Source organism: Corallococcus sicarius, from assembly GCF_003611735.1.
GTDB lineage: Bacteria > Myxococcota > Myxococcia > Myxococcales > Myxococcaceae > Corallococcus > Corallococcus sicarius.
Window position 1 is genome coordinate 66,367 of record NZ_RAWG01000002.1, and the last position, 22,374, is coordinate 88,740.

Consider the following 22,374-nt stretch of genomic DNA (forward strand, 5'->3'; position numbering starts at 1 on the left):
GAATTGAGGACCGGCGCGAGAAGGCGGGATAGCGTGCCTGCCGTCCATGGGCGCCAAACGGTATCTGTTCTCGTTCGGGTTGGCGGCGGCGCTGGTCTCCGCACTCATCCTGGGCCTGCTGCTGCGGTGGGTGACGGGTGCGCCCGACGACGCGGCCGGGTGGGCGGTGCTGCTGCTCGGCATGCCCCTGCTGTGGCTGACGGGCAGCTACCTGTCGTGGTTCCGCTGGGCCGCGATGCGAAGGCGCGAGCGCCGCGACCTGATGGCCCGGCTGGCCGAGGGCGACCTCACCACGCCCATCCACCAGGGCTTCGAGGGGCAGGAGGACCTGCGCCGGCTGGTGCTCTCCCTGCGCCGCGCCATGTCCCAGGTGCAGCGCGTGACGAGCAACCTGCACCGCACCGGCAACGGCGTGAGTGACCAGGCCCGCGTGCTGCTGGAGGCCGCGCGCCGGCAGGGCGGCGCGGTGGAGCGCACGCTCAGCGCCGTCGCGGGCAACGGCACCAGCCTCCAGACGGCCGTCAAGCGCGTGCAGCACATCGAGACCTTCGCGCACGAGACGACGGGCGCGCTCCTGGAGATGACGGAGCGGCTGCACCAGGTGGTGGACGGCCTCACCACCGTCAACGACTTCAGCCAGCGCACCAGCGGCCTCATCCAGGCGATGACGGAGCGGCTGGGACAGATCGCCACGTCGGGTGACGAGCTGGGTCACTTCGCCAGCGAGGCGACGGACTTCGTCGCGCTGGTGGAGGGCGGCATCGACGCCGTGCGCCGCCGCGCCACGGACACCAACAGCATGGCGCTCGCGGTGACGGCCACCGCCCAGCGCGGTGAGGCGCTGGTGGGCGACAGCGTGCAGGGCATGTACCGGGTGGAGGAGACGGTGCGCAAGGCGGCCGAGCTGATGGAGATGCTCGGCACGCGGTCGATGGAGATTGGCCGCATCGTGGACGTCATCCAGGAGATCGCCGACCAGACAAACCTCCTGGCCCTCAACGCCGCCATCATCGCCGCGCAGGCGGGTGAGCACGGCCGCCCCTTCGGCGTGGTGGCCAACGAAATCCGCAGCCTCGCCGAGCGCACCACGCGCTCCACGCGCGAGATTGGCACCATGGTGACGGGCATCCGCGACGCGGTGGAGACCGCCGTGGCGCTGGTGCAGGAGGGCCGCGAGCAGGCCACCGCGGGCGTGGCCCTGGGCGACCGCGCCGCCGAGGCCCTGGGGGAGATCCGCACCATCACCCAGCGCACCTTCGCCGCCGTGGAGGCCACCGTCGCGGAGACGCAGCGGCTGGAGGCGCAGGGCGCCACCGTGGTGGAGGCGAGCCAGCGCGTGGCCCGCCGCGTGGAAGACATCACGCGCATGGCCATCGAACAGTCCGCCAACGCTCGCGACCTCGTGCGCCAGATGCAGGAGATGGGGCGCGTGGGTCAGGGCGCCGCGCAGAAGGCGGAGGCCCAGGCGCGCACCGGCCGCGACCTGTCCGAGGCCGTGATGCGCCTGAGCGCCGCGCTGGAAGAGCTGCGGCAGGCCCACCTGGTGCTCACCCGGGGCGACGCGTCCATCCGCGAGGAGGTGGCGCAGGTGCGCGAGGACGCGCGCCGGGTCATCCGCATTGGCGACGGGTTGGACCGCACGGTGGATCAGCTCAGCCACGAGACGGCGAGCCTGGAGGCGGAGGTGTTCCGCTTCCAGTTGCCGCAGGCCCGGCCGGGCGGCGCGCTGCGCGTGGGGCTCCACCAGGCGGCGTCGCTGCGCAACCGGCAGGCGGTGGATCCGCTGTTCAGCGTGGAGAACCAGCTGGCGGAGCTGTCCGCCTGCATCTTCTCCGGCCTCGTGCGGCTGGAGGACGGCGTGCTGGTGCCCGACATGGCCGAGCGCTGGGACGCGGATCCGTCCGCGCGCCGCTACCGCTTCTACCTGCGCCGGGGCGTCACCTTCCACGACGGCACGATGCTCACCGCCGTGGACGTGAAGCACCACCTGGAGCGGTTGATGGACCCCGCGGTGCGCTCGCCGGACCGCAGCCTGCTGGAGGACGTGGAGGGCGCGCCCGAGTACTCCAGCGGCCTCGCGCGCGAGGTGACGGGCATCGAGGTGCTGGACGAGAGCACGCTGGAGATCCGCCTGCGCGAGCCCAAGGCGTTCTTCCTCCAGCTGATGGCGCTCACGGCCACCGCGGTGGCGAAGGTGGACGGCGCGGGGAAGCTGGTGGGCACGGGCCCCTTCCGCCTTGTCGGGCTGGAGCCGGACCGCGTGGTGATGGAGCGCAACCCGGCCTACTGGCGCGGCGGGATTCCGCTCCTGGACCGGCTGGAGTTCCACCTGCTGGAGTCGCGCGACCAGGCGGTGCGCCGGCTGTTGGACGGACAGCTGGACCTGGTGTCCTTCCTGCCCACCGTGCAGACGGAGGCCAAGGGCCTGGAGGTGCACCAGCTGGTGGCCAGCACCACGCCCTCCACGGCCTTCGTGGGCCTCAACCTGAACGAGGCGCCGTACAACGACGTGCGCGTGCGCCGGGCCCTGCGCGCGGGCATGGACATCACCGGCATGGTGAAGCAGTTCCATCCAGGCGCCCGGGTGGCGCGCACCTTCACGCCGCCGGAGCTGCTGGACGGCGCGGCGGAGCTGGGCCCGCTTCCCGCGACGGACCTCGCCCTGGCGGAGCGCCTGCTGCGCGAGGCGGGCGTGCGTCGGTTGCAGCTCACGCTGCACCACTCGGTGGGCCGCGACACGTCCGCCGAGGACGCGGTGCTCTTCCGGCCGTTGATCCAGGCGGGGTTGCTGGAGCTGCGGCACGTGCAGATGACGGCGGAGGAGTACCTGCCGCGGCTGCGCGAGGGGAAGATTCCAGCGTTCCGCACGCAGTGGCTGGCGGACTTCCCGGATCCGGACGTGTTCCTGCACTTCCTGCTCAACTCCAACGCGCAGACGGTGTACCCGCTGGGCTACCGCAACCCGGAGCTGGACCGGCTCACCGCCGAGGCGCGCGTGTCCATTGATCCGGAGCTGCGCTCGCAGCTGTACCGGCGCGCGGAGATGCTGGCGCGCGAGGACTGCCCGCTCATCCCGCTGTACCACGACCGCACGCACGCGGCGGCGGTGGCGGCGGTGCAGAACCTGCGGCTGCACCAGACGCCGCCCCAGGTGCGCTTCGAGGACCTCTGGGTGGATCCGTCCGCGAGCGGCTGAAAGCCGCCGCTACCGCACCGTCCGGCGCGCGCCCGACGGACTGGCGTGGCGCTGGGGCCAGCCCCGGCCCTCCACGGTCTGGCCCACGGCGTAGGACTCCAGGAGCCACACCCCGTTGCGGCGCAGCACGACGTGCATCACCTCGCCGGAGAACACCGCGCCCGCGACCTGGACGCTGCCCTCCAGCGAGCACATGCCGACCTTCTGGCCGGAGATGAACCACTCCAGCCAGGCCTGCCGGTCACCGTTGGGAAGCTGCGCGTCGGCCAGCACGCCCACGGCGCCCCGCTCCAGCAGCGCGGCGTCGTGGAAGGTGCCGGGCAGCGTGGGCGACGGCAGCACGTCCACTTCGTAGAGGACGTGGCCGTCGTCGGAGCTGAACGAGCGGAGCACGGTGCGCAGCTCTTCGACGGGACAAGCGGTGCCGTCCGTGCGGTCGCACACGAGCGCGAAGGCGTGACCGACGGAGCCGCCCGGTGTCACCAGCACGGGCTCGGCGAGGGGCGACAGGGTGCGCGCGCCGCCATCCCAGTCCAGCGCAACGGGTACGCCCCCATCCGTGTCCACGAAGGCCCGTGCGCCCGCGAGCAACCGCCCCGAAGCGAGCGCCAGTGACGGCGCGCCTCCCGGCACAGCAGCCCCGAGCGGTTCGAGGACCAGCGAGGCGACACCACCATCCGCGAGCGCGGTGGGACCGAACGCGGGTCCGGATGCGAAGCCGGAGTGCGAGGTGAACGCATTGCCCTCCATCTCGTAGCCAGAGCGCGAGACGCGCCCAACATCCGGAGTCGTGCCCACGCGCTCCATCGCGACGCCGAAGCGCGCCGTGAGCGCATCGCGCTGCATCGCTGTTCCAGCGTCGGCAGGCGCTGCCGTCCAGGACGTGAAGGCCAGCCGTCCATCCCACGGCGTGTAGAGGTACGCGCCGCGTGCGTCGTCCACCGCGAGCCTCGCCACACCGCCACCGTCCTCCTCCGCGCTCACAGCCAGCAGCGCCCCCTCGTCCGCGCTCAGCAACACGAGCCTGGAGCGCAGGGGCTGCCTCGCCGTGCCCGCGTCCGGATCCGCTTCGCTCCACCACGTGACGTGCGTGAGCACGTCCCCTTCTGTCGTCAGCGCCACGCGCCCTACTCCCGTACCGGGCACGCCCTCCGTAATCCCCCCATCCACCGTCGCATCACCGAGCGCCAGCGACGTGCGCCACCGCAGCTCGCCCGTGCCTCGGGGCGCGTACGCCTCCAGGGCCTCCGGCGCGAGCACCACCACCCCCGCATCCGAAGCCGTGAGCAGCGTCCGCACGCCCCCGTCCTCGTAGGGCGACTCGTAGCGCAGCAGCCCGCTCTCCGTGTACGCGGCGAGCCGGCAGCCCGCATCCCCTCCGCACACCGACGCGTAGACCGTGCCGTCGTCCGCCAGCACCACCGGCCCCACCTCCTCCGCCACGGGCTCGCCTCCCAGCTCCGCCCTGAAGAGGGGCACCAGGTCACCCGCGTCCGGCCGCATGCACTCCCCCGCGCTGCACGTGCCCTCGCCCTGGCACGGCGTCGCGGGTGCGCAGACGAAGCCTTCCGGCGGTGTCACCGTCCGGCACGTGCCGCTGAGGCAGACCTTCGCCTCCTTGCAGTCCACCGCGCCGCACGAGGTGAAGTTGGCCGCGTCCACCACCTTGCACCCCTCGTTGCGGTCGCACACGCCCACCTTGCACGGGTCGCGCGACTCGGGGCACACGACGTCCGCCTTCACGCAGCCCTGCGTCGGTGAGCAGCTGTCCACCGTGCACGGGTTGTCGTCATCGCACGTGCGCGGCTGCCCCACGCAGGCGCCCGCCTGGCAGCGGCCGTCCTGCTGACACCGGCTGCTCGGGATGCACGCGGCGCCGTCACCCTGTGGCGACTCGATGCACTGGCCCGACTCCAGGTCGAAGCGCGACTCGCGGCACTCGCCTTGCGGCACGCACGCCAGGGGGCGCACGCCCACGCCGGTGAGCTTCACGGTGGCGGTGGTGCGGCCCGCGGTGAGCACCAGCTCGCCCGTCACCGGCTCGTTGCCCGCGCTGAACAGGATGTCCACCGTGCCCGTGCCGCTGCCCGGAACCACGATCTGCGACACCACCACGAAGAAGGGGCTCTGCGTCACCGCCTCCACCTGGACGCCCGCGCGGCCCGTGGCCACCAGCGTCAGCGAGCGGCGCACCTGGGTGCCCTCCAGCACCCGGCCGAACTCCACCACCGTCTCCTGCGGCCGGAAGCTGGCGGTCGCGTTGCCCACGTTGGGGTCGCCACACTGGCACCCACTGAAGACGAGCAGCACCAGGAGCCACCAGGGAGTACGCGCACGGAGCATCCCCCGACTCAACCGCGCCCCCCGGGCCCGCGCAACGTGCGCCGCGCCCCACCCGGCCGACCCCTTACACTTCCCCAGGGACCGCTACGGCTCTATGGCCCTACTGGGGACTCACGCCGGCGCGTCAGCGCCCGCACGCCCAGCCCCAGCGCCGCCACCACCAGCAACCCGATGACCCCGTACTGGTAGCGCGACACCAGCAGCGTCAGCCGCTCCAGGTTGCCGCCCACCGCCATGCCCAGCCCCAGCACCAGCCCGCTGTGCGCCAGCGCGGACACCGCCCCCAGCGCCAGCGCGTTGACGCGGGGCACGTGCGCCGCCCCCGCCGCGATGAAGATGACGCCCCGGATGCCGGGCAGGAACCGGTTCACCAACAGCAGCCACGGCCCCGCGCGCCGCATCCGCGCCTGCACCGCCTCCAGCTTCGCGTGCGTGAGCCCGAAGAACGAGCGCCCCGGGTTCGCCTCGAAGCGCCGCGCCAGCCACCGGCCCACCGCGTAGTTGATGGCCGCGCCCAGCACGCTGCCCACCGTCACCACGCCCAGCACCAGCCACCAGGGCTTCTCCCCCCGCACGGCATAGATGCCGCCCATCAACACCACCGTGTCCCCGGGAAACGGCGGCACCACGTACTCCAGCAGCGCCGCCACGCCGAGCACCAGGAACCCGAACGGCCCCAGCGCTCCAATCAGCTTGTCGACGTGCTCGATGAACACCATCCGCGGGACACCCTTGCCTGGAGGACTCCGCGCGAGACTTAAGTCGCATCCCCGCCCGGGGAAACCCTGGAGGCCCACCCCGCACGCGGCGGTGAACACGCCGGGCCTGAAGCGGAACTACCGGGCCGCTGGCCCGGGCGACGGCAGCACCGTGCCGCCGTACTGGCTGGCCGCCAGCGTGCCGCACGCGGCGCCAATCTCCTTGCCGCCCGAATAGCGCCGCGCGATGGGCGCCTTCAGAATCTGGAGGTGGTCGCGAAACGCGCTCAACTCCTCCGCCGTGGGCGGCAGGTACTTGCCCGTCGGGTCCGTCACGTCGATGAGGTCCACCTTGATGGGGATGCCCTCGAACGCGACCTTCAGCGCCTCCGCGTCCTCGCGCCCCAGGTTGAAGCCCTGGATGGCCACGTAGGCGATCATCGCCCGCTCGCGCCGGACCTCGCTGTACTCGCGGATGGCCTCGATGAGCTCCGGCAACGGGTGCGTCTTCTCGATGGGGAGCACCTTCGCGCGCTTCTCCGGGATGGCGCTCGTCACGGAGAACGCCAGCCGGAACGGATGCCCCTCGCGCGTGTAGCGCCGGATGGCCGGCACGTGCCCCGCCGTGGAGAAGGTGATGGCCGTGCCGGAGATGGAGAAGCCCGCCGGGTGCGAGAGGATCTGCGCCGCGCGCAGCGTCTCCTTGTAGTTGAGCAGCGGCTCGCCCATCCCCATGAAGACCACGCCGCCCACCCGGCGGTCCGCCTCCGCCCGCACCTGCATCACCTGGTCCAGAATCTCCCAGGTCTGGAGGTTGCGCTGGAAGCCCAGCTTTCCCGTCATGCAGAAGTCGCACGCCAGCGCACAGCCCACCTGGCTGGACACGCAGACGACGTACTTCTCTTCGAAGATGGGGATGCGCACCGCTTCGATGCGGCCGCCCAGCGGGGACTCGAAGAGGTACTTCACGAAGCCGTCTTCAGCCTGCCGCCGCTCCACCACCGTCAGGGACGGCATCTGGGCCTGGGCCCGGAGCAGGTCGCCCACCCGGCGCGGCACCTGGGGCGCCTGCGCGACAGCTTCCACGGTGGGACGGGCGTGGGCGAAGACGCCCGCGAACACCTTGCGCACCGCGACAGGAGAGGGTTGCGCCGGCGCGAGCGCCGCTTCCAGCTCCGGCAGCGAAAGGGATTTCAGGTTCACGAGCAGGACTTGATCTTCGAGCGGAGGAACTCGGTCAGCTTCGCCGAGACCTCCTTGGGCATCTGCCGCGCCATGGCGCGCTTGCACAGCCCGGGGGTGGCCCGATAGGTGCTCATGAACTCCTCGCAGGGCTTGCAGCCCGACAGGTGCTCCTGGAGATGACGTGCCTCGTCAGCAGGCATCTCACCCTCGAGGAATTCCAGCAGGAGGTTGATGGAATCTTTGCACGTATACATCCGAACCTCGGCTGGCTGCGGCTCCCCTCGCTACTGTTCGAAGATGCCGAGGCGCCCTGGGGGTTTCACGCCCCGCGATTGTCCCGGTTGTAGAACAGGTCGATGGCTTCTCGCAGCGCGAGCCGCGCCCGATGCAGGCGGCTCTTGATGGCGGGGATGGAATCCCCCGTCACTTCTGCGATCTGTTCGTAGCTGAGCCCGTCCACGTCTTTCAAGAGGAAGACCTCCCGGTAGCCTTCGGGCAGCCGGTCGGCCGCCTGCTGGATGGCCTGCCCCAGCTCCGCGTCCAACGCCTTCTCCTCCGCGTCCCGGCTCCAGTCCGTGACGGGGTAGTCCGCCAGGGTGCCCCGCTCGGTGAACTCAGGGGCCTGGAGCTCCGCCTCCGCCGCCTGGGCCACCCGCCGGTGCCGCAGGCGCATGAGCGCGTGGTTCGCCGCGATGCGGTGCACCCAGGAGCCGAAGGCCGCCTCGCCCCGGAAGTCCTTGAGGTGCTGGTAGGCGGACAGGAAGGTGTCCTGGGTGATTTCGGCCGCGTCCGCTTCCGAGCGCGTCATCCGCAGCGCCAGTCCGTACACCCGGTCCTGGTGCAACCCCACCAGGGCCTCGAACGCGGACACGTCCCCTTCCTGGGCCCGCCCCAGCAGGAGCCGGTCTTCTTCCTGCCGGTCTTCTTCCTGGGAAGCCTCTTGGGACATGACGCCTTCCACCCAACCAGCCGGAACGTTCCGCGTCAAGGCCGACGGCGAGGCCGCCGGGAGACGAAGCGGCTGACGTGTCCACTGCCCCGGACCCACAACCTGAAGGGTTCAGCGGCCCACGCCCCCGCGTACTCCACGCCAATTCGTGGCCCCCGCTCCACAAGCGCCTCCGGCACCGGCGCCCCGGACAACAGGTGCAACCCATCTGAGTCCAGCCGCTGCCGGTTGTGATTCAGGTTCAGCCCCAGCACCCGGCACAGCCGGCCCGGCCCGTCCGTGCGCTCGCCCGGGGACAGCCCCTCCACCGGCTCCAGCGCGCGCACCAGCACCGCGGCCCCCACCCCTTCGGCGTCCGTCACCACGTTGAAGCAATGGTGCATGCCGTAGATGAGGTAGACGTACGCGCGCCCGGCCGGTCCGAACATCACCTCCGTGCGCGCGGTGAGCCCCTTGGACGAGTGGCTCGCCAGGTCCTGCTCGCCCAGGTAGGCCTCCACCTCCACGATGCGGCCCACGCGCCGACCGTTCACGCCCTCCACCACCAGCAGCGTGCCCAGCAGGTCGCGCGCCACCTCCAGCGCGGGGCGGGCGTAGAAGGCCAGGGGGAGCGGACTCATGGGGCGGGAGCGTGGCTGAACCGGGCCCGGTCGACCAGCGCTTGGGGGAGCTTGCCCTGGGTCGGGGGATGATGGCAGAGGGGCACATGCACCACACCCGCCACGTCCCGCTCGCCCTGATGCTGTTGCTCGCCGCCCCGGGGCTCGGGTGCGGAGATGAGCCCGCCGTCGTCGGCAGCATGCGGGTGCGGTACGGCGAGACCTGGAAGGACGCCAACGTCTTTCACTACGCCATGTTCCGGTCCAATGCGGACACGCACCCTGACTTCGACTTCTTCCCGGTCTTCACCATCTGCAATGCGGACACGCATGTCGATGAGCCGTGGGTGGGCGTGACGGGCCTCTGCGTCAACGTGGACTTCGAGTCCTTCGACCGGGGCAACGGGCCCGCGACCTTCTCCATCGACGGCACGGTCCAGGTGCCACCGCTGGGGGCCAGGGGCGACATCAACAACAACGTCGACTTCGAAGCCGGCCCTGGCCATTCGCCGGGGCTGAAGGAGGCCTGGGTGCGGACGAACTGTTCGGCGGATCTCGAGCCGGAGGACCTCCCGCGGAAGATGGCGACCCAGCAGGTTTCCGGCCAGTTCGTGCTGAAGGAGAACTCCAAGAACAAGCTCAAGGGACATCTGGCGCTGACGGTCAACGGCGAGACGGGCGGCAACTGCCCTGGGGACGCCGCCGAGGTCGACCTCCATTTCGACCTCTCCCGCTGACGACGTCACGCCCCGCCGAACGTCCATCCACGAACACCCGTGGGACGGCTCCACCCGTCCCTGGCACGCAGGGTGGGCCCACGGGCGCTCAGGCCCCGGGTGCGGTCATTCCTGCCTCCCGGGGTCGTTCGTCAACCGGTGAGCGCTTCCCATGTCCCCAGGTCCAATATTGGAGGGTCTCCGCGCCCGGCAGGCAGGCGCTCGCGTCACTCCCTGCGACAGCAGTTCACACCGGCTCCGGGCTGGGGCAGATTGCGCCGCATGTCCACTCCCGGCCGGCTCTCCGGTCTCCTGCTGCCCCTCTTCTCCCTGCGCTCCAAGACGGACTTCGGCATTGGCGACTTCGGCGCGATGGAAGGCCTCTTCGGTTGGATGAAGGCCGCGCGCCAGCGGCTGCTGATGCTACTGCCCCTGCTGCCCACCGCGCCGGGCGACCCCAGCCCCTACGCCACGCGCTCCGCGTTCGGTCTGAACCCGCTCTTCATCGACCTGAACCAGGTGCCGGAGTTCCAGGCCACCGGCGGCGAGGCCGCGCTCGACGAAGGTCAGCGCCAGAAGCTGGGCGAGGCCCGCGCCGCGCCGCGCGTGAGATACGACCTGGTGTTCCCGCTGAAGGACGCCGCGTTCGCGCGCGCCTTCGACCACTTCGAGAAGCACGAGTGGACCCCGCGCACGAAGCGCGCCCAGGAGTTCCAGAAGTGGCGCGAGGCGCAAGGTGAATGGCTGGAGAGCTACGCCCTCTTCACCACCCTGAGCGAGCGGGAGGACCGCCGCCCCTGGTGGCTGTGGCCCGAAGGCCTGAGCACGCGCAAGCCGGAGGCGCTCAAGGCCGCGCAGACGCCCGAGGTGGAGCGCCGCGTGCGCTACCACGCGTGGCTCCAGTGGCTGGCCGAGGTGCAGTGGAACCAGGTGCGAGCGCAGGCGAAGGCGAAGGACGTGCTGCTGTGCGGCGACGAGCCCTTCATCATCGGGCAGGACAGCTCCGACTGCTGGGCCCACCCGGACATCCTGCGCCGAGACGCGCGCCTGGGCGTGCCGCCGGACGACTTCTCCGCCACGGGCCAGGACTGGGGCCTGCCCTACTTCGACTTCGCGGCGATGGAGAAGGACGACTACGCGTGGCTGAAGAAGCGCGCGGCCAAGGCGGCCAGCTACTACGACCTGCGCCGGGTGGACCACGCGGTGGGCTACTTCCGCCAGTGGATCCGCGACGACAAGAACCCCACCGGCTACTTCGTCCCGCCGGACGAGGCCACGTGGCGCCGCCAGGGTGAGAAGCACTTCCGCCTCCTGTCGGAGGGCGCGGGCATCGTCGCGGAGGACCTGGGCGTCATCCCGCCCTTCGTGCGCCAGATCCTCGCGGAGCTGAAGCTGCCCGGCTACCGCGTGCTGCGCTGGGAGCGCGACGACAACACCTACCGCGACCCGCACGGCTTCCCCGCCGTGTCGCTGGTCACCACGGGCACCCACGACACGGAGCCCCAGGCGGAGTGGTGGGAGCAGGCGCGCGAGGACGAGCGCCAGAACGCCGCCCGCGTGTGGCCGGAGTTCCAGGGCGTGGCGGTGACGCGCGAGTTCACCCCGGAGATCCACCGCGCCACGCTGGCCGCCACGCTCAACGCGGGCTCGGACGTGTGCGTGCTGCCGTGGCAGGACGTGCTGGGCACCCGCGACCGCATCAACCTGCCGGGCACCATGGGCGACGCCAACTGGGCCTACCGCATCGCCCAGAACACGGACGCGCTGATGACGGAGCCCCAGACGAAGGACGCCGCGGAGCGCGTGGCGTGGCTCACCGCGTCCGCGCGCCGCTGAGCTGAAGGCCGCTGCCCGGAGCCGCTGGAGCTCCAGCCGCTCCGGCAGCCGCCGCCCTCAGTCGATGCACTTCACCTGGCCGGGGAAGCCCTCGAACACCGCGCAGCGGCGGTTGGTGTTCGCGCACTCCAGCCGGTCGCAGATGTTCTCCACGACGCACAGCGGAGGCGAGCGTCCGAAGTCCAGGAACAGCTCCGCGCAGTAGCGGTAGGGATCCAGGCACCCGGCCCCGCCGCAGTACGGCGTGTCAGAGAGATTCTCCCCCTCCTTGAGCTTGACCACCTCGTCCTTGTCCACGCCGCAGCCGGTGACGAGCACCAGCGTGGCCGACAACAACACCGCGATTCGCCGGACCATAGACCCCCGAATCTGGCGCACCCCGGGCCCGGTTGCACGCGCCGCGACCACGGCCGGGGCCTAAAGGACATTGCCCCCGGACTGGAGGTCGCGGAATGCGACACTCCTGCCACAAAGAAACATTGGGAAACGCGTCCACCACGGGTGTTCCGCTAAGAAACAGGGCGTGGCCGACGTCCGACTCCTCCGACTCCTCCGACTCCGTTCCGCCGTGCCCCTCGCGCTGGTCGTGCTGCTGACGGCCTGTGCCACCACGTCTTCCGGCCCGCCTTCGGGGCCGAAGGTGAAGTCCCTGGACATCGAGGGGACGGAGCAGGTGGACGACGGGGACATCAAGGACCGCATCCTCACCTCCGCCACGCCCTGGTACGCGTTCTGGCCGTTCGGCAAGGCGCACTACTTCGACACCAACGCGTGGCAGGCGGACCTGCGCCGCATCGAGCGGTTCTACCAGGCGCAGGGCTTCTACCAGGCGCAGGTGGAGTCCAACGAGGTGGTGCCCGACGGCGACAAGGCCGTGCGGCTGAAGGTGGTCGTCAACGAGGGCGCCCCCACCGTCATCGAACGCATCGAACCGCACGGCCTGGAGCCGCTGGGCCAGGGGCCGGACGCGCCGTCGCAGCGGCAGCGCGAGCGCATCCTGGAGGACCTGCCCATGAGCGTGGGCGACGTGTTCCGCGAGGACACGTGGCTCGTCACCAAGGACCTGGTGCAGCAGCGGCTCAAGGACCTGGGGTACGCGGAGGCGGAGGTCGGCGGCGAGGTGCGGGTGGACGTGGCCACGCAGAAGGCCGTCGTGGACCTGCGGATCAACCCGGGCCTGCGCTACCGCTTCGGCAACATCTTCATCGCCACGGACGCCAACCCACAGGTGCCGCCCCGCCGCATCATCGAACAGACGCAGGGCGCCGTGCACAAGGGCGACTACTTCAGCGAGACGGCGCTCGCGGAGGCGCAGGCGCGCGTCTTCCGCATGGGCGTCTTCGGCGCGGTGAAGGTGAACCGGGGCGCGCCGGACCGGCAGAACGCCACGGTGCCGGTGGTGGTGGACGTGCGCGAGTCGCCCTTCCACTCCATCCGGCTGGGCGGCGGTATCGGCGTGGACGCCGCGCGCCAGGAAGGCCGCATCCTGGGCGAGTGGAGCAACCGCAACTTCCGCGGAGGCCTGCGGCGCCTCACGCTGCGCGGACGCCTGGGCTACGCGTTCATCCCCAACGTGCTGTCCAGCCTGCGCAACGACGAGGGCTCCCAGGACGGCCCGGTGTTCGAGTTCACCACCGAGTTCGAACAGCCGCGCTTCCTCTTCCGCGACGTGCGCCTGCAGGCCTCCGTCACCGCGGAGAAGGGCCTCGAGCAGGCGTACTCGTTCTACGGCGGCTATCTCAAGACGGGCGTCATCTGGCAGCCCCACGAGTCCTTCTCCGTCTTCCCCTCGTACAACCTCCAGCTCTACCGGCTGAAGGGACAGGTGACGGCGGATGAGAGCGTCCCGCCCATCATCCTGGGCTGCAACAACCCGGAGGGAAAGTGCGACGTGGCGCTGAGCTTCCTGGAGGTGGCGTTCGCCTGGGACCGGCGCGACGACCGCACCGAGCCGCGCGACGGCTACTACGTGGGGCTGTCCCTGCAGAAGGGCGGCGGGCCGTTCTTCGGCAACTACGACTACGTCCGGGTGCTGCCGGACCTGCGCTACTACCACTCCATCGGGGAGAACAAGGACCTGACGCTGGCGGTGAAGCTGCGCATGGGCACGCTGGATCCGGCGGGCGGCGGCCAGAGCTCCATCGTCACCCGCTTCTTCTCCGGCGGCGCCACCTCCATGCGCGGCTTCAACGGCCAGCGCCTGTCGCCCATGACGCCCCTGGCGCCCACCTACAAGGAGGACGACGACGGCAACCGGCTGCTGGACGCGAACGGCAACCCCATCCTGGAGGACTGGGACACCGTGCCCGTGGGCGGCAACAGCCTGTTCGAGAGCGCCGTGGAGCTGCGCTACATGCTGACGAAGAGCCTGATGCTCGCCGTCTTCTACGATTCCGGCCTCGTGGGCGTGCAGAACTTCCTGGGCAAGAACTCGCCCAAGCTGTTTGGTCCCGAGCACTACCACGCCCTGGGCGCCGGCCTGCGCTACCTCACCGTGGTGGGCCCCCTCCGACTGGACATCGCCCGGCGGTTGAACATCGGGCGGGGATTGCCCGTCAGCGATCCCGGATACATCTATCCGTCCTCCGGTGGATGTCTGGGCTTCGGACGCAAGTTCGACAAGGCCTCGACTTCTCCGGAAGCCGCGTTCGCGGGTGCCCCTGAAGGGCTGTGCGCGGTCCATATCTCCATTGGAGAGGCGTTTTGACCAGGCGCGCGCGTTGGGGTCGGAGGGTGCTGTGGGGCCTGCTGGGCCTCATCGGCCTCGTCGTCCTGCTCGTGGTGGGCGCGCTCGTCTACGCCACCAGCGGGGCGGGTTCGGCGCGCATCGCGCGCTTCGGCGTCGACCTGGCGAACAAGCAGCTGGCCGGCCGGCTGGAGCTGGGCGGGTTCAACCTGGACCTCGACGGCGCGGTCCTCACCGGCATCAAGATCTACACGCCCGAAGGTGACCTCGCGGCGGAGATCGCCCGCGTGGAGGCGCGGCTGCGCCTGTCCCCGCTGCTGGGCCAGGAGGTGGACCTGACGAAGGTGCGCATCGAGACGCCGCGCCTGTACCTCGTGCAGGACGAGCGCGGCCTCAACCTGATGCGCGCGCTGGCGCCCCGGGAGCCCAAGCCGGAGGAGCCTCCGACAGAGGGCCAGAGCCAGCTGCGCATCAACCTGAAGGACTTCGTGCTGAGCCACGGCTACGTGGACTTCCAGCAGGAGCTGCCCGACGGCGGCGAGCGCCAGGTGCGCCTGGAGGAGCTCGGCGCCCAGGGTGAAGGCCACTACGTGCTGGCGACGCAGGACTTCGCGGCGAACCTGGAGGCCACGGGCGGCCTCACCCGTCCGCTCACGGGCCCGGTGCGGATTGCGCTGAAGGGCTCCGGGCAGGAGCTGGCGCGCACCGTGGATGTCCAGTTGGGCCTCGCGGGCGTGGAGGCGGACCTGGGCGCGAAGCAGACGGGCGAGACCGCGGCGTCGGTGGAGCTGCGGCGGCTGTTCGTGCCGCCGGACCCCGTGAAGGCGTTCGTGCCCGCGTACCCGCTGGTGGTGCCCCTTGAAGCGAAGGGCACCGCGTCCCTGGACGGAGACCTCGCGCGGGCGAAGCTGGGCGCGTCCGCGGGCAAGGCGACGCTGGACGTGGAGGGCGACGCGAACCTCAAGACGCTCCGCACGAAGGAGACCACCGTGAAGGCGCGCGGGGTGAACCTGGCGGAGCTGATGGAGGACGGCATCCCCACGAACATCGCCGCGGACCTCGTCGCGCACGGCGGTGGCGACAGCGTGGAGACGCTGGACGGCGACGTGTTCCTCACCGTGTCCCCGTCCGAGTACCGGGGCCAGTCGGTGGGCCCCATCGAGCTGAAGGCCAGCGCGAAGGACGGCCGCTACCAGGTGGGCAACCTGCGCGTGATGATGCCGGGCGCGGCGTTCATCGCGTCCGGTGAAGGCACCGCGAAGACGCTGGACGCGCGCGGCAGCCTGTCCGCGGGCGACCTCCAGCTCCTGTCGCAGGCGCTGGACAAGCTGCTGCCCGGAGGCACGGTGCCGCCCCTGTCCGGCAGCGGTTCGCTGGAGCTTCAAGTCCAGGGTCCGCCGAGCACGCCGGGCGTGAAGGTGGACGGCAACTTCGTCACGCTGGGCTATGGCGACATCGCCATCAAGGACCTCTCCCTCAAGGCGAGCGTCCCGGACGTCACCCGCCCGCTCACCACCGACGCCACCGTGCTCGTGAGCGAGCTGAAGACAGGGGGCCGCACCTTCCGCGACCTGTCCGTCGCGCTCACCACCGCCGCGAACCGGGAGCTGACGGCGAGCGTGCGCGTGGAGGGCGACGCGCAGCTCGCGCTGGGCGTGGAGGGCACGGTGGACGCGGACAACGAGGGGCTCGCCATGCGCGGCTTCACGCTGTCGTGGCCGGAGGCCACCTGGACGCTCCAGCAGCCCACGCACCTGACCTTCGGCGGGGGGCGCATCGCGCTGTCTCCGCCGCTGCAATTGGCGTCCGGGCCGCAGACGCTGAAGGTGGCGGCGGTGAAGGACGGCGAGCGCGTGGACGCGCGCATCGACCTGGGCGCGTTCGACCTGTCGAAGCTGCCGCGCATCGCGGTGCCGGAGTCGCTGGGCCTGGGCGGCACGCTGTCCGGCCACGTCGCGGCGAAGGGGCGCATGGCCCGGCCGGACGCGGACGTGGACCTCACCTGGGCGGACGGTCGCGCGCGGGGCTACGAGGGGCTGGGGCTCGCGCTGAAGGCGACGTACGTGAGGGACCGCGTCAACGGCACGCTGTCCGCGGGCCTCAACGCGGCCCGGGTGAACTCCGAGTTCGACGTGCCAGTGCAGGGCGTGCTGCGCCGCCGCAACGAGCCGCTGTCGCTCACGGTGAACCTGGAGAAGTTCGACGTCGCGGAGGTGCTGAAGCTCGCCGGGCAGGCCCCGGGCCCCACCGGCCAGATGACGGGCACGCTGGTGGTGAAGGGCTCCGGGAAGGACCCTCGGCTGGACCTGAAGCTGAACGGCAGCGACCTGCGCTACCCGGGCCGCCCGGAGGCCCTCTTCGCGCAGGCGTTCGGCTTCGACTTCCGCGCGAACTCCCAGGAGGACGACGCCACGCTGGAAGCGCGGCTGGACGTGAAGAAGGGGCTGGGCCCGCAGGCGTACGTCTCGCTGAAGACGCCCTTCACGCTGGCCAGCGTCATCGCGAAGCCGCCCACGCCCGCGCAGGTGATGCAGGCGCCGCTGCACCTGGAGGCGCTGGTGGCGGAGCTGCCACTGACGCTGCTGCAGGGCATGGAGGGCGTGGACAAGCCGAATGGCACGGTGACGCTGAAGGCGGACGTGACGGGCAACGCGCTGGAGCCGCTGGGACGGGTGGAGCTGCTGGCGCGCGCGGTCACCGTCAACGGCGTGCCGCCGCTCAATGGCTCCGCGCTGGCGCTGGCGGGCGACAAGGACGTGAAGGTGACGCTGGACGTGCAGCGCCCCAACGGACCGCTGGCGACGCTGGAGGCGCGCATCCTGGCGCCGCTGGCCGCGCTCCAGGACCGCGAGGTGGTGAGCCGGGTGCCCTTCCGCCTGAAGGGCCGCGTGGGGCCGGTGCCCCTGAGCGAAATCCCCGGCATGGTGCAGCCGGGCCAGGGCAACCGCGGGCCGCAGGGCGTGCTGTCCATGGAGCTGGCCGCGCGCGGCACGCCGGAGGCGCCGGAGATTGAAATGAGCGCGGGCATGCAGCACCTGGGCGTGGCGCAGACGGCGCTGGGCCAGGCGCGCCTGGACTACGCGTACTCCAATGCGAAGTCCCTCTTCGACGCGATGCTCACCGCGCCCGGGGGCGGCTCGCTGGTGCTGGGCGGCACGCTGGGGCTGGACCTGTCCCTGCCCGCGTTCCAGGCCGCGCAGGGCCCGGCGAAGAAGGTGGACCGGGCGCCGGTGGAGCTGATGCTCCGGGCGCGCGCCTTCGACCCGTCGTTCCTGTCCGGCATCTCCCCGTACGTGCGCACGCTGGGCGGCATCATGCAGGCGGACGCGAGCCTGGGCGGCACCGTGGGCGCGCCCACCTTCAAGGGCGACCTGGCGTGGAAGGACGGCAAGCTGGGGCTGATGGGGTACGGCGAGTACTTCGACATCCAGCTCGCGCTGAACGCGTCGCAGGAGCGGATCGACCTCAAGCAGCTCACCGCGAAGTCGGGCGGCGGGTCGCTGGAGCTGACGGCCTCCGCGAACCGCCAGGGCACGAGCGGCGAGTTCATCCTGGAGGGCAAGGGCCGCACGAAGAACCTGCCCATCGTCGTGGAGGACCAGCTCATGGCCCTCCTGTCGATGAACCTGACCATGAAGGGCAGCCTCACGGACCGGCTCGTCAACATCAACGACCTGAGCATCCCGGAGGCCCACGTCGAACTGCCGGAGGCCAAGCGCAAGGACCTGCAGCCGCTGGAGCGCCCCGTGGACGTGGTGATGGTGCGCAACGGCGTGCCGGTGGACAAGCGCAAGAAGCCCAAGCAGCAGGCGCCCACGCAGGTGGCCACCGGCGGCGACCCTCGCAAGGAGCCGGACGCGGCCCCGGGCACGCGCGGCAATCCACCTCCTGAGCCGGGCGAGCCGGGCACCGCCGTGGGCGGCGCGGGCGGCCCCACGTCCCAGGCCGAGGCGGAGGCGCAGGAGGAGGACGGGGAGGACGAAGGCCCGCCGCAGCGCCAGTTCTGGGTGAACATCAACGCGCCCCGCAACCTGTGGGTGCGCGGCTCCGACCTCAACATGCAGCTGGGCCTGTCCGAGGGCTTCCGCGTCGAGTACGCCAACGAGGCGCGCATGTTCGGCGAGGTGATGGTGCTGCTCGGCCGCGTGGACGTGCTGGGCCGCCGCTTCGACGTGCAGCGCGACAGCCAGGTGCGCTTCACCGGCCCGGTCCTCACCCCGTACATCAACGTCACCGCCGAGCACCGCAACGACAACGCGGCCGTCACCGTCTTCGTCACCGTGCGCGGCCAGGGCAAGGAGGTCACCCTCAAGACGAGCAGCGAGCCGTCCCTGCCGGAGTCCGAAATCTACACGCTGCTCGCCACCGGCCGGCGCACGCTGGAGCGCGGCTCCGGCGCGTCCATGAACGCGGGAGCACAGGCGGCGTCGGTGGTGGGCTCGTTCGTCGCCAACGAGGCGCGCAAGGCCATTGCCGCGAAGCTGCCGCTGGACGTGCTCTCCATCGAAGCGGGCGACAGCGGCATCGCCGGCACCAAGCTGGAGGTGGGCACCTACGTGACGGATAAAATCTACGTGGGCTACACCGGCCGCGTGGGCGCGAACCTCCAGAAGGGGGAGAACGCCAACGCCGTGCGCTTCCAGTACCTGTTCAGCCCGCGCTGGAGCCTGGAAGGCCAGTACGGCGACGCGCGCTCCGGCGGCCTGGACCTCATCTGGTCCAAGGAATACTGACCGCGCACCCGGGCGAAGGACTCCCGCCCGGGCGGCGTCAGGCCCACGCTGCTACAGCGCGTACACCTGGTAGCACGCGCCCAGGGGCCCCACGCCGGTGGTGCCCGCGCCGGGCGCGTCCCGCCACACGCCCTCCGCGCCGCACTGCTGCCAGAGCGTGCTGGAGGCCTGCACGCAGGTGCGCGTGGGCACGCCCCGGCCCAGGCGCGTGGACTGGCAGTAGGGGAAGGACACGTTGCAGTTGGACGGCTTCACCGTGCTGCCCGCGGTGAAGGTGCCCGACAGGCACTGGCGCCACAGCGCGTCCGACGAGCTCTGCACGCACGACGCCTCCGGCACCGTGGCCTCCACCGTGCCCGAGTAGCAGCCTTCGGCGGTGCTCGTCGTCCACGGGTAGGCCGTGGCGTAGCGGTTGTAGATGGAGGCCATCAGCGACGAGCCGCCCACCGTGGTGCGGCCACACTGGATGGCGTACGCGCCCACCCAGGGCGTGTACGTGTAGAGCGCCGCGGTGGCCTTGTTGACGGGCTTCACCGAGCACGGATCCGACGTGGCCTTCGTCACCCCCACCCTCCAACCGGAGATGGTGGAGCCCGTCGTCTCCAGGGAGGTGAAGTAGCCGCGCATCTTCTTCGCGGCGCACTCCACCTGCTTGCCGAAGCCCACGTATTGCGCGTCACAGCCGCTGGTGTCCGGACAGCCACAGCCCGTGGCCTTGCTCAGGTTGGTGGAGGTGCCGCTCTGGATGAGGCTGGACTCGCCCTGGATGCGCGCCAGCATGTACAGCGGGCTGATGTTGGACGCGCGCGAGCGCTCCACGATGAGCGTCGCCGCCGTCTTGCCGTAGGCGGGGTCCGTGTAGCCCGCCAGGTACGAGCCCTGCTGCTGCAGGAACTGCTGCACCTGCGCCGGCGTGATGGCCTGTCCGCCCGTGACGTCCGAGTCCTCCAGCAGCCGGTGCATGTCGTACTTCGTCGTCGCCTCCTGCAGCACCTGCCCCGTCAGCTCGTCCACGACGGGCGCCGGCTCCTCCTCCAGGGGACCACAGCCGGCCGCCAGCAGCGCGGGCACCAACAGCACGCACAATCGGAGCTTCATCTCTCTCACACCTCGGGAATGGGCCTCGGGAGGAAGGCGCCCCCGGCTGTAGCCGGTGGGGCGAGGCCGACTCAAGGATATTCCTGGGATTTGAGAATATCCCTTGTGCCCGGGGTAGGGACGTCCTGGGGGGCAGGGCACGGGCCCGTGGGAGCGGGGTAAAGTTTCGGACATGTGGACCTCTCCCCTGAGTCGTCGGAAGTGTTGGTCGTTCCTCGCCGCGGGCGTGCTCGCGCTGGCGGGCTGTTCGGACTCGAGCAAGCCGGGGGATGAGCCCGGCCCGGGCACGGATGGGCCCGGGGTGGTGCCGGGCAACGGCTCCGAGTGCCTGGGCGCGAAGTTCCTGAGCTCGCTCGGCAAGGACAAGCTGCTGGTGGGCGCGCAGATGGAGGACGCCACCGCGAAGAGCGCGCCCTTCGACGTGCGCTACCTGTACATCGCCGCGGGCCTGTTCGATTCGAACGACGCCTGCACGTCGTGCGCTTCCGGGTGCACGTCCGGCGGCGTGTCGTGTTCCAACAGCGGCGCGGGCTGCGGGTGGTGGGGCTGCTGGCAGTACGACCAGGAGCCGCCCGGCGCCTACGTGCGCGACTTCATCCTGGCGGCGAAGGAGCAGGGGCAGATTCCGTTCATCACCTACTACGAGGAGTTCCAGGCGAGCGGCTACTCCGAAGGCGAGCAGCAGCTGGCGGCGCTCAACGACGCGAGCTTCCTGCGGCGCTACCTCGCGGACTGGCGCTTCCTCCTGAAGCAGGTGGGCCAGGAGAAGGTGCTGCTCCAGATTGAGCCGGACCTGTGGGCCTACCTCCAATTCTTCCCGGCGGACGGCAAGCCGCAGTCCACGCCGGTGGCGGTGAAGACCGCGAACCCGACCGACTGCGCCACGCAGGAGAACAACGCGGCGGGCCTGGGCAAGTGCATGATCGCCATGGCGCGCAAGTACGCGCCCAACGCGAAGGTGGGCCTGCACGCGAGCGCGTGGGCGACGAAGACGGACGTGTCGGGGAACACGGATCCGTCGTTCAACGTGGCGGCGGAGGCGAACAAGGTGGCGGACTTCCTCCTGCAGGTGGGCGCCGCGGACACCGACTTCGTCACCGTGGAGGCGTCCGACCGCGACGCGGGCTGGTACGAGCAGACGCAGGGCAAGGCCACGTGGTGGGACCCGGAGAACAAGCGGCTGCCGCACTTCCAGCAGGCCTTCAGCTGGGCGAAGGCCATCTCCGCGCGGCTGAACAAGCCGCACCTGTGGTGGCAGCTCCCGCTGGGCAACATGAGCCTGTCCAACAAGGACAAGCAGTGGCGCGACAACCGCGTGGACTACTACCTCACCCACCCCGCGGAGGTGGCCGCGGCGGGCGGCGTGGGCTTCCTCTTCGGCGCCGGCAACTACGAGCAGACGACGCCGGAGACGGACGGGGGCAACCTCGTCAAGCGCGTGAAGGCGTACAAGGACGCGGGCGGGCAGGCCGCGTGCGTGCCCTGAGCCGGTGACACGCGGCTAGGCGCGGGGCCGCGTGCGCGAGGGGGCCGGGCGTTTCGTCCCGGGCTTCCTGGCCGCGGCCTTCGTCCCGGGCTTCCTGGCCGCGGCCTTCGTCGCGGCCTTCCGGGCCTGGATCTTTTTGATGTACTGGGTGGCATCTGGCGTTTCGCACGCCGTGTCGCCGTGATCCACCTCCACCCGGCCCAGGTGCTTCGCCGTCTGGAGCGCCGCCTTCTGGAGCGCTCCGCCCGTGGAGCCCAGCGCGATGAGCGCGCTGTTCATCGCCTCGCGGACGCGGTTCTTCGCGGTCGGCAGCTCCTGCTCGATGCGCGCAAGCCACGGCGACAGGTCCTCTCCCGCGAGCACCGTCGTCTTCACGAGCAGGGAGGCGAGCAACTGCCAGCCCGCGCGCCCCACCCATTCGGAGGACGAGCGCGTCCATTCCAAGGCGCGCCGCGCGTGCGGTGAGCGCAGCACCACGTTCGTCACGAAGACGTCCGTCAGCGTGTGCCAGTCCAGCGACTTCGCCCATGCCTCCAGCTGCGCCCAGGAGAGCGCGGGGGCGTCCGCGACCATCGTCGCCAGCAGCCGCGCCTCGGCGTGCCCTGAGGCCCACAGCGCACGGGCGAGCGCCGGCTCCGCGCCGATGCGCTTCTTCAGCGTCGTCAGCGCGCCGAAGTTCACGCCGGAAAGGGGTTCAGGAGCGCCGTGCCGGAGGTAGGTCTTCCGTGTCTGCTCCGTGCCCAGCCGCTCCAGCTCCCGCATCGTCTCTTCAAGGGTCATGGCGGGCACAGTCTGGCATGCGCGGCGGGCCTCAGTAGCTCAAACGAGTGACTGCCACCCGCCCTCCCC

Annotated in this window: 15 protein-coding genes; 6 read left to right on the forward strand and 9 right to left on the reverse strand. The window is 71.0% G+C overall.

From position 1 onward, the window contains the following. Positions 1 to 46 precede the first annotated feature (46 nt). Entirely contained in the window at positions 47 to 3,196 is a 3,150-nt protein-coding gene (locus tag D7X12_RS00600; protein WP_120623309.1) for an ABC transporter substrate-binding protein, read from the forward strand. A gap of 9 nt (positions 3,197 to 3,205) precedes the next feature. On the opposite strand, the gene D7X12_RS43630 is transcribed toward D7X12_RS00600, so the two are convergent. The 6 genes from D7X12_RS43630 to D7X12_RS00630 all read right to left on the reverse strand — a co-directional run bounded on the left by D7X12_RS43630 (position 3,206) and on the right by D7X12_RS00630 (position 8,991). Then, positions 3,206 to 5,539, reverse strand: coding sequence for a hypothetical protein (locus D7X12_RS43630; protein ID WP_208718745.1), 2,334 nt, complete (start codon positions 5,537 to 5,539; stop codon positions 3,206 to 3,208). A gap of 92 nt (positions 5,540 to 5,631) precedes the next feature. Further along, positions 5,632 to 6,258 carry a DedA family protein gene (locus D7X12_RS00610; protein WP_120623310.1) on the reverse strand — a complete coding sequence of 209 codons (627 nt, stop codon included), beginning with the start codon at positions 6,256 to 6,258 and terminating at the stop codon, positions 5,632 to 5,634. Positions 6,259 to 6,375: 117 nt separating this feature from the next. After that, positions 6,376 to 7,440 (reverse strand): radical SAM protein, encoded by a 1,065-nt coding sequence (locus D7X12_RS00615; protein WP_120623311.1) that lies wholly within the window; start codon positions 7,438 to 7,440, stop codon positions 6,376 to 6,378. Further along, a complete protein-coding gene (locus tag D7X12_RS00620; RefSeq protein ID WP_120613781.1) occupies positions 7,437 to 7,676 on the reverse strand; it encodes an anti-sigma factor family protein in 240 nt (79 codons plus the stop codon). The genes D7X12_RS00615 and D7X12_RS00620 overlap by 4 nt, the downstream gene beginning before the upstream one ends. 65 nt (positions 7,677 to 7,741) lie before the next feature. Beyond that, positions 7,742 to 8,371, reverse strand: coding sequence for an RNA polymerase sigma factor (locus D7X12_RS00625; RefSeq protein ID WP_120623312.1), 630 nt, complete (start codon positions 8,369 to 8,371; stop codon positions 7,742 to 7,744). A 35-nt stretch (positions 8,372 to 8,406) separates the two neighbouring features. Further along, the gene (locus D7X12_RS00630) at positions 8,407 to 8,991 is read right to left on the reverse strand and encodes a DNA-3-methyladenine glycosylase (protein WP_120623313.1); all 585 of its coding nucleotides are present in this window, start codon (positions 8,989 to 8,991) and stop codon (positions 8,407 to 8,409) included. An 86-nt stretch (positions 8,992 to 9,077) separates the two neighbouring features. Between D7X12_RS00630 and D7X12_RS00635 the strand changes: the two genes are divergently transcribed. Then, positions 9,078 to 9,707 (forward strand): hypothetical protein, encoded by a 630-nt coding sequence (locus D7X12_RS00635; RefSeq protein WP_120623314.1) that lies wholly within the window; start codon positions 9,078 to 9,080, stop codon positions 9,705 to 9,707. A 261-nt stretch (positions 9,708 to 9,968) separates the two neighbouring features. Continuing rightward, on the forward strand, positions 9,969 to 11,522 hold the full coding sequence (locus tag D7X12_RS00640) for a 4-alpha-glucanotransferase (protein WP_120623315.1): 1,554 nt from the start codon (positions 9,969 to 9,971) through the stop codon (positions 11,520 to 11,522). 57 nt (positions 11,523 to 11,579) lie between these two features. On the opposite strand, the gene D7X12_RS00645 is transcribed toward D7X12_RS00640, so the two are convergent. After that, entirely contained in the window at positions 11,580 to 11,879 is a 300-nt protein-coding gene (locus tag D7X12_RS00645; protein WP_120623316.1) for a hypothetical protein, read from the reverse strand. A gap of 166 nt (positions 11,880 to 12,045) precedes the next feature. On the opposite strand from D7X12_RS00645, the gene D7X12_RS00650 reads away from it, so the two are divergent. Together D7X12_RS00650 and D7X12_RS00655 are read left to right on the forward strand one after the other, a co-directional pair. After that, positions 12,046 to 14,229, forward strand: coding sequence for a BamA/OMP85 family outer membrane protein (locus D7X12_RS00650; protein WP_167508962.1), 2,184 nt, complete (start codon positions 12,046 to 12,048; stop codon positions 14,227 to 14,229). A 26-nt stretch (positions 14,230 to 14,255) separates the two neighbouring features. Beyond that, positions 14,256 to 18,941, forward strand: a complete 4,686-nt coding sequence (locus tag D7X12_RS00655) for a translocation/assembly module TamB domain-containing protein (RefSeq protein WP_208718747.1) — start codon at positions 14,256 to 14,258, stop codon at positions 18,939 to 18,941. A 51-nt stretch (positions 18,942 to 18,992) separates the two neighbouring features. Here the strand turns inward: D7X12_RS00655 and D7X12_RS00660 are convergent, their stop codons facing one another. Continuing rightward, positions 18,993 to 20,039 (reverse strand): hypothetical protein, encoded by a 1,047-nt coding sequence (locus tag D7X12_RS00660; protein ID WP_120623318.1) that lies wholly within the window; start codon positions 20,037 to 20,039, stop codon positions 18,993 to 18,995. A gap of 172 nt (positions 20,040 to 20,211) precedes the next feature. On the opposite strand from D7X12_RS00660, the gene D7X12_RS00665 reads away from it, so the two are divergent. Beyond that, entirely contained in the window at positions 20,212 to 21,525 is a 1,314-nt protein-coding gene (locus D7X12_RS00665; protein ID WP_120623319.1) for a hypothetical protein, read from the forward strand. A gap of 15 nt (positions 21,526 to 21,540) precedes the next feature. On the opposite strand, the gene D7X12_RS00670 is transcribed toward D7X12_RS00665, so the two are convergent. Beyond that, positions 21,541 to 22,305 (reverse strand): DNA alkylation repair protein, encoded by a 765-nt coding sequence (locus D7X12_RS00670; protein WP_120623320.1) that lies wholly within the window; start codon positions 22,303 to 22,305, stop codon positions 21,541 to 21,543. Positions 22,306 to 22,374 lie beyond the last annotated feature (69 nt).